Annotated in this window: 12 protein-coding genes and 1 pseudogene; 12 read left to right on the forward strand and 1 reads right to left on the reverse strand. The window is 42.8% G+C overall.

Going from position 1 to position 14,915, the window contains the following annotated elements; translation table 11 throughout:
• Positions 1–341: 341 nt before the first annotated feature.
• The 12 genes and pseudogenes from MKY01_RS16125 (at position 342) to MKY01_RS16180 (ending at position 13,687) form a co-directional block, all read left to right on the forward strand.
• Positions 342–2,156: a family 43 glycosylhydrolase gene (locus MKY01_RS16125; protein WP_339282590.1), complete on the forward strand. Its 1,815-nt coding sequence runs from the start codon at positions 342–344 to the stop codon at positions 2,154–2,156.
• A 233-nt stretch (positions 2,157–2,389) separates the two neighbouring features.
• Entirely contained in the window at positions 2,390–2,704 is a 315-nt protein-coding gene (locus MKY01_RS16130) for a metalloregulator ArsR/SmtB family transcription factor (RefSeq protein ID WP_036615511.1), read from the forward strand.
• Positions 2,701–5,169 (forward strand): annotated as a pseudogene (locus MKY01_RS16135) (DsrE/DsrF/DrsH-like family protein). Before MKY01_RS16130 ends, MKY01_RS16135 begins: the two are co-directional and overlap by 4 nt.
• Positions 5,170–5,311: 142 nt before the next feature.
• Entirely contained in the window at positions 5,312–5,638 is a 327-nt protein-coding gene (locus tag MKY01_RS16140) for a metalloregulator ArsR/SmtB family transcription factor (RefSeq protein ID WP_036671386.1), read from the forward strand.
• A 69-nt stretch (positions 5,639–5,707) separates the two neighbouring features.
• Positions 5,708–7,009: an arsenic transporter gene (locus MKY01_RS16145; RefSeq protein ID WP_282321323.1), complete on the forward strand. Its 1,302-nt coding sequence runs from the start codon at positions 5,708–5,710 to the stop codon at positions 7,007–7,009.
• A 38-nt stretch (positions 7,010–7,047) separates the two neighbouring features.
• On the forward strand, positions 7,048–7,467 hold the full coding sequence (gene arsC, locus MKY01_RS16150) for an arsenate reductase (thioredoxin) (RefSeq protein WP_127548768.1): 420 nt from the start codon (positions 7,048–7,050) through the stop codon (positions 7,465–7,467).
• A 251-nt stretch (positions 7,468–7,718) separates the two neighbouring features.
• The gene (locus MKY01_RS16155) at positions 7,719–8,537 is read left to right on the forward strand and encodes a helix-turn-helix domain-containing protein (protein ID WP_282322167.1); all 819 of its coding nucleotides are present in this window, start codon (positions 7,719–7,721) and stop codon (positions 8,535–8,537) included.
• A 39-nt stretch (positions 8,538–8,576) separates the two neighbouring features.
• Positions 8,577–9,749 carry an MFS transporter gene (locus MKY01_RS16160; protein ID WP_282321322.1) on the forward strand — a complete coding sequence of 391 codons (1,173 nt, stop codon included), beginning with the start codon at positions 8,577–8,579 and terminating at the stop codon, positions 9,747–9,749.
• Between the two features lie 228 nt (positions 9,750–9,977).
• A complete protein-coding gene (locus MKY01_RS16165) occupies positions 9,978–10,562 on the forward strand; it encodes a TetR/AcrR family transcriptional regulator (RefSeq protein ID WP_339282592.1) in 585 nt (194 codons plus the stop codon).
• Positions 10,563–10,697: 135 nt separating this feature from the next.
• Positions 10,698–11,591 carry an NAD(P)-dependent oxidoreductase gene (locus tag MKY01_RS16170; RefSeq protein ID WP_339287186.1) on the forward strand — a complete coding sequence of 298 codons (894 nt, stop codon included), beginning with the start codon at positions 10,698–10,700 and terminating at the stop codon, positions 11,589–11,591.
• A 29-nt stretch (positions 11,592–11,620) separates the two neighbouring features.
• A complete protein-coding gene (locus MKY01_RS16175; RefSeq protein WP_282321319.1) occupies positions 11,621–12,673 on the forward strand; it encodes an LLM class flavin-dependent oxidoreductase in 1,053 nt (350 codons plus the stop codon).
• Between the two features lie 60 nt (positions 12,674–12,733).
• A complete protein-coding gene (locus MKY01_RS16180; protein ID WP_339282595.1) occupies positions 12,734–13,687 on the forward strand; it encodes an alpha/beta hydrolase in 954 nt (317 codons plus the stop codon).
• Positions 13,688–14,087: 400 nt separating this feature from the next.
• On the opposite strand, the gene MKY01_RS16185 is transcribed toward MKY01_RS16180, so the two are convergent.
• Entirely contained in the window at positions 14,088–14,897 is an 810-nt protein-coding gene (locus tag MKY01_RS16185) for an AraC family transcriptional regulator (RefSeq protein WP_036671408.1), read from the reverse strand.
• Positions 14,898–14,915: the final 18 nt, after the last annotated feature.

Genomic DNA, 14,915 nt, shown 5'->3' on the forward strand with positions numbered 1-14,915 from the left:
AATATCTCAACAACAAAAATGAATGCATGAATCTATATTCATTTGTTCATCATTAAGAAGATTAGCATTTATATGTAAATGAACACCAAGAACTTTGTATACTTGAGGTAAAATAAACAAATACGGCGATAACTTTAATTTCTTTGCATGAGGAGCAAGTCAAACATTCCAATCAGGGCAATATATTTCCTGCGAAAGATTCACATGATCTTCTACATACGAGATTACAAAATATACTCATTCCGCTGTTTTTGAAGTATGATACAACATAAGTAGAACGCTTTCATTTTTATATTACTGTTAGTATACGATCAATTTCATTTTCAGGAGGCTCTTTACCATTGACCAAAACAACTCCAAATTATGATGGGTATCTCTTTGTACATTTTATTGGCGAACAACCAGACGGAGAGCAGGTTTATTTCTCCTATAGCGAGGATGGTCTTCACTGGAAGGACCTTAATGGCGGATCGCCTGTGCTGTTTTCCGACCTTGGAGAAAAGGGGGTACGGGACCCGTTTCTGGTTCGTTCAGTCAAGGATAATAAATTTTATCTGATTGCTACGGATCTCCGCATCGCAAGCGGCAAAGGATGGACTCATGCCGTTAATGCCGGGAGCCGTGACGTAATTATATGGGAATCCAGCAATCTCGTGAACTGGTCATCCCCATGGAACGTTACACTAGGTGTTGAGGGCGCTGGATGTGTCTGGGCACCAGAAGCTGTGTATGATGAAATGGCAGATGAGTTTGTTGTATTCTGGGCTTCTGCGACGCAGGAACCACAGGAGCAAGAACGAAAACAAAAAATATACAGTGCTCGCACAAAAGACTTTCGTACGTTCTCTGCATCGGAAAAATACATTGAGCGGGATAATCATATTATTGATACAACGATTCTTCCTGCGGATGGCTCTTATTATCGATACTCCAAGGATGAAACAACCAAAAACATACGGGTAGAAAAAGGAGACTCTCTCGACAAAGGGGCATTTGTTACACTTCAAGCTCCGGTACTGGAGGCTATGGCAGGTGTGGAGGGACCTCAAATCTTTAAATTCAATGACCGGGAGGAATGGTGTCTGATTGTTGATCGATTTGCTGAAGGCAAGGGTTATCTTCCTCTGCTGACTACAGATCTGGGAAGTGGAGAATTCCGAATCGTCCCTGATGGTGAATTCGATATGGGAACGACTCAAAAGCGGCATGGAAGTGTCCTGCCAATCACAGCTGAGGAGTGCAGCCGGCTTCTCGCGGCTTTTGGGGATGGTCATCAGGTGCTTCCCGGACAATATGCCGATCCTGATGTCGCACAGTTTGAGGATCGTTACTATATGTATCCGACAACAGATGGTTTCGAGGGGTGGTCGGGGACACAGTTCAAAGTGTTTTCTTCTTCAGACCTGAAGCATTGGCAATATGAAGGTGTTATCCTTGATCTGGGAACAGAGGATGTAGCTTGGGCAACCGGTAATGCCTGGGCACCGGCAATCGCCAGCCGTAACGAAAAGTTCTATTTTTATTTCTGCGGAAAAAAGCTGAACGGCGAGAGTGCCATTGGCGTTGCTGTTGCAGATACACCGATTGGTCCATTTCTGGCCGAGTCGCAGCCTTTAATCACAATGGAGCAATTGAAACGTCTGGGCATTACTATGGGCCAAGCTATTGATCCTTCCATCTATGTCGAAGATGATGGAAGACAGTATCTGCTATTTGGCAATGGACATGGTGCCATTGTGGAGCTTGGTGAAGACATGATAAGTGTCGTTGAGGACACAATGAGCAATCTGGCGGGCTTGCATGATTTTCGTGAGGCGGTAACCGTGTTGAAGCAGGGTGGACTATACCACTTTACATGGTCCTGTGATGACACAGGTAGCGAAGACTATCATGTGAATTATGGTACGGCAGAGCAATTATACGGTCCAATTACCTATCGATACCCAATCCTGAGCAAAAATGTGGAGAAGGGCATGCTGGGCACAGGTCATCACTGTATATTTAATGATTCCGAAACGGGTCAATACCAGATTGCCTATCACCGTTTTGTCACCCCACTATCTAGATTTTCCTCTGGAAAGGGGTATCACCGCGAAATATGTATGGACCCGCTTCTTTTTGGTAAGGACGGACTGATTCAGCCTGTTATACTCTAATAAAAGACCTTCAGTTAAATCGCTATTTTATGAAGACCTGATAAAGTATGTATGCCTGTCAAATGTCGCTTTTAGCGATTGTTGGCAGGCATTTTTATCATCCACCTGGAACAAGCCAAACCCTTAGGATTGAGCGGGTATGCGACTTAATGAACGTATTCACTCCAGAATACATTTGACATGAGAATCAATAAATCGTATTATTACGATATAACGATTTAGGAGGAATACTTTTGAACACTCCCGCTTTTGACAGCAATAACATTAAACAGTTCGATGAACCAGCTAATCTGCTGAAAGCTCTGTCTCACCCCATTCGTTTATGCATTGTGCGGGGACTGATGATGAAAAAAAAATGTAATGTTTCTTATATGCAGGAATGTCTGGATCTTCCCCAATCAACAGTCTCACAACACCTCCAGAAACTTCGTAGTGCAGGTATTGTTGCTACGGAGCGGAATGGTCTTGAAGTGAACTATGTGCTTGCCGATCAACGGGTTGAACAGATTATCAAAACTTTATTTGAAAAGGATGATTGTGAATCATGAGCAAAAAAGTACTCATTGTTGGCGGTGTAGCTGGAGGTGCATCTGCAGCTGCACGTCTTCGCCGTCTGGATGAACATGCCGAGATTATTATCTTTGAGAAAGGGCCCTACATTTCATTTGCCAATTGTGGTTTGCCTTATTATATAGGTGGCTCAATCGATGATCGAGAGCGTCTGCTGGTGCAAACGCCAAAAGGGATGGCAGATCGCTTTTGTATTGATGTCCGTACAGGAAGTGAGGTCGTAGCTATCGATTCGCAGAAGCGAGTGGTTAAGATACAGTCCCAAGAGCGGGGTGCATATGAAGAAAGCTATGATGAGTTGATATTATCACCAGGTGCAAAACCGATCATTCCCGATCTGCCGGGTAAGGACAATCCGCTAATTTATACCGTACGAAGTATTCCAGATATTGATCGGATTAAAGACCAGGTTAGTTCGTCTAACAACCAATCTTCGATCGTAATAGGCGGTGGGTTTATAGGCGTGGAAATGGCTGAGAATTTAAAGGAAGCTGGTCTGGATGTAACGCTGATTGAGGGGAACGCACAAGTACTCACACCCTATGATACCGAGTTAGCAGCCGCATTAGCACAGGAAATGGAGAATCATGGTGTAAACCTGCTGTTTTCCAAACGTGTTCAGTGATTTCATTCCCTAGAACAGGGCATAGGGGTTGAACTTGCCGATGGTCATGTGTTGACAGCTGACATGGTTATTCTTGCGATAGGCGTAATGCCGGACACCTATTTTTTGAAAGATAGCGGCGTTTCGCTGGGTGCACGTGGACATATTATCGTAAATGAAGCCTTGGAAAGTAGTGTGCCACATATCTATGCTGTTGGGGATGCCATCGAAGTAACGGAAACCATTCATGGTACGAAGGCAACGATACCACTTGCCGGACCTGCCAACAAACAAGGCCGTATTGTTGCCGACCGTATCGCAGGGCTTCCTTCTACCTATAGAGGAACACAAGGTACGTCCATTATCAAAGTATTTGGAATGACCGCAGCGACGACAGGCAGTAATGAAAAAACACTACAGCGTCTCGGCATGGACTATCAAACCGTTATCGTACACCCTGCTTCTCATGCATCGTATTATCCGGGTTCAAGTGCAATTACTCTTAAACTGCTGTTTACTCCGGAAGGCAAAATTTTAGGCGCACAAGCAGTCGGTTATGATGGAGTGGATAAACGAATTGATGATATTGCTGTAGCCATTCATTTTGGAGGACATGTCCGGGATTTAACAGAGCTTGAACTGAGTTACGCGCCTCCTTATTCGTCTGCCAAAGATCCCGTGAATATGGCTGGATATGCAGCAGAGAATATGATTACCGGACGTGTTCAGACGTTCAGCTATAATCAACTGGCTGATCGTCAGCCGGGGCAGTCTATACTTCTGGATGTACGCAGTGAAATTGAGCATCAAAATGGTCATATTCCGGGTTCACTCTCTTTTCCAGTTGATGAGCTTCGTCAACGTTTAGATGAATTAGACCGATCCAAAGAAATCTGGCTATACTGTCAAGTCGGCTTACGTGGTTACACTGCTTCGCAAATTTTGCGTCAGCATGGTTTTAGCGTAAAAAACTTAAGTGGTGGTTATAAAACATACCGTCAAGCCCAGTTTAATCCTGCTCCATTTACTACTGAAAAACAAGATCATCATGATTCTGCGGTGGACGTTAAGGAAAAAAAGTCTATTCCCTCTGAGTCGATACAACCGCAACGTATTGATCATGAGTTGAACGTTTGCGGATTAAGTTGTCCTGGTCCCGTAATTCAGGTTAAGCAGAAAATGGATCAACTCTCATACGGAGAAACCCTTCGCGTGAAAGCTTCCGATCCAGGATTCTATGAAGATGTTAAAGCATGGGCGACAATGTCGGGTTCCACAATCTTGCAGTTGGAAAGACTGAAAGGCGGTACAATTGAGTCTGTCATTGCCAAAAATACAGCACAACCCGTATCCAATGCCCCAATCAGCGATCCTGCCAGCACGATGGTTGTTTTCAGTGGTGATCTGGACAAAGCGATCGCTTCACTCATTATTGCAAATGGGGCAGCAGCCAGTGGACGGAAAGTAACCCTATTTTTCACGTTTTGGGGATTGAGTATTATTCGTAAGCCGCAACCTCAGAAGTTATCCAAAACTATGATCGGCCGTATGTTTGATATGATGTTACCTCGCGGGAGCCAGAAGCTTGGCATGTCCAAAATGAATATGCTCGGAGCAGGCCCGAAGATGATCCGTGGTTTGATGAAAAAACATCATGTGCCTTCGTTGGAAGAATTGATAGAGAGCGCAATTGCACAAGGAGTAAAGATCGTTGCCTGTCAAATGTCTATGGATTTAATGGGGATACAGCGTGAAGAATTAATAGATCAAGTCAAAATTGGTGGTGTAGGTTACTATCTTGGACAAGCATCACAAGCCAATCATAATCTGTTTATTTAAAAAATTATCACAAACTCCAAAAAGCGTTGATTCGAATTCGAACCAACGCTTTTTGGACTTAATCATCAAGTAAACATTGACTTCATTTTTTTGATATTATAATATAAGCATACACTTATATGTGATTAAAGGAGGAAGTGCTATGGATTCTATGCAAGAGGTAGCGGATAAGCTTAAATTGCTGGGTGATAAAACACGCCTTACGATCCTTACACTCCTCAAAGAACGTGAATGGTGCGTGTGTGAATTTGTAGAGATTTTAGACATGTCACAACCTGGAATTAGTCAACATTTGCGCAAGCTGAAGGATCAAGGCTTGGTTAAAGAAAGTAAACGTGGTCAGTGGGTATACTACTCTTTAAATGTAGAGAATACACCCTATATTACATCTGTCCTGGAATTGATGCCAGATACAGCAACTATTCTTAAATCGTTAAATAAAGAAAACTTTACTTCAGTATGTAATTAATTTTTGATCTATATATAAGCATATCATTATATACAAATATAAATTAAGATGAACTGAAAGGGGGTGTATATGGTTTTGTTTTCTACGCTGTTAGCCTGCATCATCTTTTTGATTACACTTGTACTCGTTATTTGGCAGCCTAAAAACCTGTCCATTGGTTGGTCTGCTTGCGGCGGAGCAATCCTTGCTTTACTTGTGGGTGTGGTCAATTTGGAAGATGTATGGGATGTGACACAAATCGTATGGAACGCCACGCTTGCTTTTGTGGCAATCATTCTGATCTCATTAATTCTGGATCGTATCGGCTTTTTTGAATGGGCTGCCTTACATATGGCCAAAGCCGCTCATGGCAATGGTGTACGAATGTTTGTCTATGTCTCCATCCTGGGAGCGGTGGTTTCTGCTTTCTTTGCCAACGATGGAGGCGCACTGATTCTGACGCCGATTGTTCTAGCCATGGTACGTGCACTGAATTTCGATGAGAAAAAAGTATTTCCATTTATTATTGCCAGTGGATTTATTGCGGATACAACTTCCTTGCCACTGGTTGTAAGTAACCTGGTCAACATTGTGTCTGCCGATTTTTTTGGTATTACGTTTATGGAGTACGCAGGAAGGATGTTTGTTCCAAATCTGTTCTCGCTGGCGGCGAGTATAGGTGTACTGTATCTCTTTTTCCGCAAGAGTATTCCCAAACGATTTGATGCGAGTGAATTGAAACCTCCGGTAACTGCCATTAAGGATATGAAGATGTTTCGGTTGTCGTGGGTGGTGTTAGCGGTTCTTCTCATTGGATACTTTACCAGTGAATTTATCGGAATTCCCGTATCTCTTGTGGCAGGTATTGTCGCGATATTCTTCCTGATCATGGCTTCCCGCAGTTCAGCTGTACCGACTACATTGGTTGTCAAAGAAGCGCCGTGGGCCATCGTATTTTTCTCCATCGGTATGTATGTCGTGATTTATGGTCTACGTAACGTAGGTTTGAACGATTTGTTGGCCGTTGTCATTCAGGCTGTGGCTGATCAGGGATTGTTCGCTGCAACAATGGGTATGGGCTTTATTGCGGCAATCATTTCATCCCTGATGAACAATATGCCTACCGTGTTAATTGATGCGCTTGCCATTGATGCAACCACAGCTACAGGGACTGTTCGGGAGGCGCTTATCTATGCCAATATTATTGGCTCGGACTTAGGACCCAAGATTACCCCGATTGGTTCACTCGCGACCCTGCTTTGGCTTCATGTTCTTAGCACCAAAGGTGTCAAAATCTCATGGGGCACTTACTTCAAGACAGGTATCATAATCACGATTCCGACTCTGTTTATTACGCTAGTGGGTCTGTATCTGTGGTTAAGCATTCTATAAAAGCAATCTATAATTCAAGTAACGAGGAGACGATGAACATGAGTAAAAAAACACTGTACTTTCTGTGCACAGGTAACTCTTGCCGGAGTCAAATGGCCGAAGGCTGGGCCAAGAAATATCTGAGTGAGGACTGGAATATCTATAGCGCAGGAATTGAGGCCCACGGTCTGAATCCAAAAGCGGTTGAAGCCATGAACGAAGTTGATCTGGACATTTCGACTCAAACCTCGGACATCATTGATTCAGAGTTGTTGAACAACGCTGATTTCGTAGTCACGTTGTGTGGGGATGCAGCAGATAAATGTCCAATGACGCCTCCACTTGTGAAGCGAGAACACTGGGGATTTGATGATCCTGCCAAAGCACAAGGTACAGATGAAGAGAAATGGGCCGTATTCCAAAGGGTTCGTGACCAGATCGGGGAACGCATTAAAACATTTGCTGAAACCGGAAAATAATACAAACCTGCCTGAGCAGGATAATTGAATGCGTACCAAGAGAATGCCACGATGAGTGGCATTTTTTTGTTCAAAAAAAATGAACGTTTCATTCAGAAACGGTTCTTTGACTTACATTTAACAGCAACATAGAGTGATGACAAGGACGGTGATTGATTTAGCTAGGCAAATGAGAAGCATATACACCCTTGACTTTCCCCTGTACGGGAAACTATATACTCGCATTATGTTAAAAGATTGGAGATGATATGTTGTTCAAAATCAGTGCGTTTTCCAGGCTAAGTAGAGTCTCATTAAAAACACTGCGTTATTATGACCAGATTGGCATACTTAAGCCGAGAAAGGTAGATCACGATACGGGTTACCGTTACTATTCCGCAGATCAGCTTCTCGAGCTCAACCGAATCTTCATTTATAAAGAATTGGGGTTCACGTTGCCACAAATCACACAGCTGTTACAGGAGCATATTACATTGGAGAATATCCAAGGCATGTTTAAGCTAAAAAGAAGCGAAATTCAGCAGATTATCGATACGGAACAAGCCAAACTCGTCCGGATTGAGGAACGCATGCAGCTTATAGAGGAAGAGGGGCACGTCGAAACTGGACAAGAAATTCGAATCAAAGAGGAGGGTGCTCGGCAGTTTCTTTTTCAGACAGGGTGCGGGAGGGAAGAGGATATCCCGACTTTATTTCATCAGTTTGACCAGTCATTAACAAAAGAAATGCGCCAACTGATCGACGGACCTCAGGTTGTTTTGTGGAAAGAAATTGCAGGACAAGAGGAAGAGTTCGAGTTTGAAATAGGTTACTTCTTAAGCTGTGAGCTGCGATCACCTCCCGACCCATTTCAACTGCGGACTCTTCCTGCCGAGCCCATGATGGCCACCATAGCTTATCGTTCCAATGCCACCTTTGCCTGTAAAGCCTGTGTTCATCTAGCTACATGGATTGAGAAGAATAACTATCAGATCAAGGAGAACGAAGCTGGTAGAGAATTATATTTACCCTTATCTCAAGATCAAGATGTACAGTTTATAGAAATACAAATTCCAATACTAAATAGATAACTGAAGAATAGATAACTGAAGAAGACGGAGTGGATTAAAGTGAAAAATAAATGGATTATATATATCTTGGCATTGGCTGTTTTTCTGATCGGAACCCTTGAATACATTATTACAGGAGTCATAGAAATGATCGCCTCAGACTTGAGCGTATCTACTTCCGAAGTGGGTTTACTGGTGACTGTATTCGCTCTGGCAGCGGCCATTATCGCTCCGATTCTCATTGCAATTACAATAAATATGGATCGCAAGAAGTTACTGTTGTCCGCCCTCAGTGTGTTTATTGCCAGCAACGGACTTATGCTTGTTGACCTTTCTTACGAAACTTTACTATGGGTGCGAATTATTCAAGGGGCTAGCGGAGGAGTGGCTACCGTAGTAGCGATGGCCGTATCGACACGACTGGTTGAAAAAGAAAAAAGGGGCAATGCCATCGGCATCATTTTGATGGGGCTAAGCAGTTCGCTAGTGCTCGGTGTCCCATTGGGCACATTTTTTAGTGAAATGTTTGGATGGAGAGTTCTATTTATATTCATTGGATTGTTAAGTGTTCTTCCATTACTTATTATCTACAAAAAGGTTCCGGCAATCAAAGAGGAAGAAAAGATCACCCTCAGAATGCAGCTCTCCATTTTAAAAAATCCACTCATTCTGACTGCCTTGCTTATTACATTATTGTATATCAGCGGCTATTCGACACTGTTCACGTATATTACGCCTTTCTTGCAAGCTACGTCTTCTCTTTCCATGACCGAGATAAGCGGTGTTCTGTTTCTCGCGGGAATTTGCAGCTTTGTCGGATCAAAAGTGGGCGGACAATTGGCAGATGCAAAGGGATCAAAGTTTACAATTTGTCTAGGCCTTCTGTTACAAGGCGTAACTCTTCTTTTGTTTGCTCTAGCTGGAGTTAATCTTATGATGTTAATCTTGGTTTTAATGATTTTTATGTTAGCAACGTGGAGCATATCTCCGGCCCAGCAACTATATCTGGTTACACTGGCACCTCGTAATCCTGACATTGCCCTTAGCGTAAATACGTCGTTTATACAGTTTGGTTTTGCACTGGGATCTGGATTAGGTGGGGTTGTAATCAGTCGTACATCTGTCCTGTACTTAAATTGGTTGGGGTTTGGAGCTGTAGGAATTGCTTTACTTCTTGCGATACTGCTATTTAAGAAATCGAGAAGCAGGACTGGAACTCCAGATCCATTGTAATTTCAGTGATGGGTAATTCTAGCTTATGAGTAAAATAAAAAGAGGATCTCTTCAGCATTCACTGCTCAAGAGATCTTTTTGGTGTATAACAAAGTTAATATTTTTGGAGTTAGATGTAAAATATGCTCATATATTATTCAATGGATAAATTTTTAATAACGATTAACAACCGGCAAAATTCTTTTCTGGACTGATCAGTTCAGATATGTTATATTTCTGAAACGGGAGGTGTTACTTATCGCCAGGACTAAAGAATTTGACAGAAATCAAGCGTTACACCAAGCAATGTTGTTGTTTTGGAAAAAAGGATACGAGGCTGCTAGCATACCGGATTTACTAGAAGTGATGGGCATTAGCCGATCCAGTCTTTATGATACGTTTTCCGACAAGCAAACCTTGTACAGAGATGCCCTGGAGCATTATAAAAAAGGGAGTTCCAATAAGCAGACCATTCTTGAACAAGCATCCAACGTTAGAGAAGGAATTCTTCAATTTTTTGGGTATCATATTGCTTCAGCATACGATACCACCCTACCGGGCGGATGTTTTGTAACGAATACAGCTACAACATTGGAGTCACCAGATGAACAGATAAATGTCTTGATACAGACTAGTTTTTCGGATTTGGAACAAGCATTTTGCGAGCTTTTGGAAAAGGGCCAACAATCGGGAGAGATAGATAAAACAACAGATATCAAAACATTGTCTTATTTATTGCTGAATTTACATCAAAGCATAAATATTATGGCCAAAACAGGTCAAAATCCAGAACGTGCAAAAGAGATGATTAGCTTTATAATTGCAGGGATATAATTTTTTTTAGCAATATTGGAATGATTGTTCCGTTATTATATTCCTCATATTTTGAAGGTGCCATTTAAAGAGTATCTGTAAGACCATAATTTTTTTAATCATTCTGGAACATTCATTCCGTTATCGAAACATTCCATCAACAGTAAGGAGATGCAACCAATGAAGGTATCGTTTATTGGACTTGGAAATATGGGGCTTCCAATGGCACAAAACCTTTTGAAAGCGGGTTATGAAGTAGTCATCTTTAATCGGACCCCTGAAAAAGTTGAACCATTAATAAAACAGGGAGCACGGTATGTCCAAACACCACTAGAGGCAGCGAAAGAAAGTAATCTTGTAATTACCATGTTATCTGATGATGCTGCTTTGAGAGAGATTGTTGAGGGACCAAAAGGAGTTCTGAACGGATTATCTGAAAATGGAATTCACGTATCTGCCAGTACGATCAGCGTAGATCTGGCTCGGAAATTATCCGCTTTGCATGTAGAGAGACACCAGCACTTTGTGTCTGCCACCGTAATGGGGCGCCCGGATGCGGCTAAAGCAGCTACATTGCGCATTATTTTAGCTGGTCCGGAACATGCAAGACAACGAGTACTTCCCATGTTAACAGCACTAAGTCAAGAGATATTTGAGATTGGGGATCATGGCGAAGAAGGTAACATTGTCAAAATAGGCGTTAACTTTCTAATTGCTTCAATGCTGGAAGCTTTGTCGGAAGCGCAGCTCATGGTTGAAAAGCACGGCATTAAGCCGTCCCGATATATGGATGTTGTGAATGCTCTTTTTCAATCTCCGGTATATCAGAACTATGGCTCGATCATGACTGAACAGCGCTTTGAACCAGCCGGTTTTAAAATGAAGCTCGGGTTAAAGGATGTTGCATTAGCTATCGAGGCAGCCAAGTCAGTTCAAGCTCCACTACCTTTAGGTCAGCTTATTCATCAACACCTCTCTGATGGAATTACCCATGGTTATGGTGAGTTGGATTGGACGGCTTTAATCCGTTGTCTTGAGCATTCCTCTTAAGGAAAGAAAAATATAAGGAGAGATTAATTATGGAAATAGGTGTTACTTCATTCGTAGAAACAAAGCCTGATACTAAGACCGGAGTTGTGATGAGTCACGCTCAGCGATTGCGAGAAGTCGTGGAAGAAATCGTCCTTGCAGATCAGGTAGGACTTGATGTGTTTGGCATAGGTGAGCATCATCGTGATGATTATGCCGCATCTTCACCAGCAATGGTGTTGTCCGCTGCGGCGCCCCTCACAAAACGGATTCGATTGACAAGTGCTGTGACGGTCCTATCTTCAGCAGATCCTGTCCGTGTGTTTCAGGATTTTGCCACGCTTGACGGTCTCTCCAATGGACGTGCCGAGATTATAGCGGGTCGAGGTTCCTTCATTGAGTCCTTTCCACTGTTTGGTTATAACCTGCATGACTACGAGGATTTATTTAATGAAAACATTGAACTGCTTCTTAAATTACGGGAATCCGAGAAAGTAACTTGGAGTGGAGGCCATCGACCAGGGATACATAATCTGGGGGTATACCCGCGGCCTGTTCAGAATTCTATACCTGTATGGATTGGTAGCGGAGGTACTCAGGAGTCTGCCATACGTGCTGGAATTCTAGGTCTGCCACTAGTTCTGGCAATTATCGGTGGAAATCCAACGAAATTTGCGCCACTTGTAGAACTGTATAAAAAGGCGGCAACTCATGCTGGTCATGATGTATCACAGCTTCGGGTAGGTTCACATTCTATCGGATTTGTTGCAGAAGATACGGAAAAAGCCGCAGAACTCTTTTTCCCGTCCACTCAGTACGGCATGAATAAACTCGGCAAAGAGCGGGGGTGGGCATATTACGATCGTTCCAGCTATGACGCTGCCCGCAGCTCTGATGGTGCGTTGTATGTAGGGGATCCGGAAACAGTTGCTCAAAAAATTATTCATCTGCGCAAGCATGTAGGAATTACACGTTTCATGATGTATGTTCCCTTAAGCACGATGCCACATGAGTTGGTAATGCAGGCTATAGAACTGCTCGGTAAAGAGGTTGCACCGCGAGTACGAGAGGAAATTTCCAAGTGGGAAGCTGAAATGAGATAGATAAGGATTAACTAAAAAACATAAATGAACGAATTCATTATTATATTTGGAGGAATTATCATGAGTATTGAGACACGTATATTACCAGAATTAAGAGAGGTATATTCACAATTTCCAGGGTTTGAATTGGAGAAAAATTTAGAGTGGAGCAGAAACTTAGTATCGGCTGCATCGGTGAAAAAATCAGAGCATGTAAACACAACTAGCCGGAAAATTCCGAGGGATGGAGGTGAGTTGCTGGTCAAAATTTATGAACCAGCCGAACGGACGAATGATTTACTACCAGCCATGTTATGGATTCATGGGGGTGGGTACGTGTTAGGACATCCAGATATGGACGACAAATTGTGCGAACGTTTTGTTCAGACAGCAGAATGTATTGTCGTATCAGTCGATTATAGGCTCGCTCCTGAGCACCCTTATCCTGCGGGGATTGAAGATTGTTATGCTGGATTGGTATGGATGACGGAGGAAGCAGCAATGCTTGGCATTGATGTGAATCGGGTTGCGATTGCCGGTGCTAGCGGTGGCGGAGGACTGACAGCAGCACTCGCGCTGATGGCACGTGATAAAGGAGGTCCGTCTATTATCTTCCAAATGCCATTGTATCCGATGTTAGATAATCGTAACATCACGCCATCTAGTCATGAGATTACAGAAGAGGGTTCAATCTGGAACCGAACGGACAACGTGGCTGCTTGGAATATGTACCTTGGTGAGGAGAACGATATCAGTGGAAGTTCTTCTTATGCAATACCTTCGAGAGCAGAGAGCTTGGCCGGATTGCCACCAGCCTATACTTGTGTAGGTCAGCTCGATCTATTCCGAGACGAGACGATGGAGTATGTGGCACGATTAGCACAAGCAGGTGTGGATGTAGAATTTCACCTCTATCCAGGTTGCTTCCACCTTTTCGAAATTCTTGCTCCAGAAACAGAAGTGAGTCAACGTACTGTTAAGGGTTATATGGATGCAATGGCTCGTGCTCTTCATCCCAATAGAACCCTTAATTAAGGATTGATGAATCAGAACCTTTTAAGTTAAAGAATATTTATAATAGGAAACTTTATGTCAGAAGAAGTCACTAAATTAGTGACTTCTTTTGTTTGGAGATATAAGTATAGATAAATAATCCGAAAAGTTCGAAATGGGGTTAAGCTCCAGGATTCCAATCAGGAAGACTCTTGGATTTGGTCTTTCCAATGTATGTCATTATAAGGTATCACAATATGATAATTGATCAATCATGCTTGAGAATATGTCATTGCATCATACAGTCTAAAACCTTAACTTAAAATGACAGCAGAGAACGCTAACAACCTCGATGACGTTTATACCGATTAAATGGCTAAAGTATGTGTAAACGCCCATTGGACAGAGTGGGAATTTTTCCATTGATCTAAGTACATCCCCCTTAAAAGTGAGATTTATATCCCAACTCTGTTAAGTCAGCCGGGACACCTTCACGTCGTTTATGAAACTGTTTAGGCGAGGAACCGGTCATTTGTTTGAACTGCCTGCAAAAATGCTCGACATTACGGTAACCGCATCGATCGGCAATCTCTGCAACCGTATACAAATGATGTCTGAGATATTCTTTGGCCAAACGTATTCTGCTATGAATAACATCCTCCATACACGAGAGGCCAAACGATTTCTTGTACATCAACTGCAGGTACCCCGGGCTGACGTTTATGATCTTCGCCATTTCCGATATGGTCCAAGGATGGCTGGGATCGTTATGAATTGCCGTTCGAAGCTTCAACAGAGGATAGTGCTGAGGACTAATATCCTCTTGGACACAAGACTCAAGCAATTTATTGAACAAGGTTCGCAACAGGCAATTGATGGATGATTCCCGGTAATCGTTCTGAAAAGAATGCTCTGCAACAAGCAATTGGAACAGCTTATGACAGTATTCCGGATCATCCAGCGGGAAAGGTGTGCCTGGCGGAAGGGAGGTATCGGTTACAAACGGTTCATCACTTTCAAAACGAATCCAATCATTTATATAGCGCTCTGAACAAGCCCGATAATATATTTTTTGATACGGTTTGAAAAGTACAGCACAATGAGCCGGGTATTCCTTAAGTTGTCCATCAACCCAAAACTGGGCAGGGGTCTGTGTAATGACTAATAACCAGGCATCATGTCCTTCAGGGATATCAAAAACAAAATGATTCTGATGTACCGCGTCACATTCAACGTAAAAAATAGATGTCATGGTTCTTCCCCTTTATCT

The organism is Paenibacillus sp. FSL R5-0486, from assembly GCF_037975155.1.
In the GTDB taxonomy this organism is placed as follows: Bacteria; Bacillota; Bacilli; order Paenibacillales; family Paenibacillaceae; genus Paenibacillus; species Paenibacillus amylolyticus.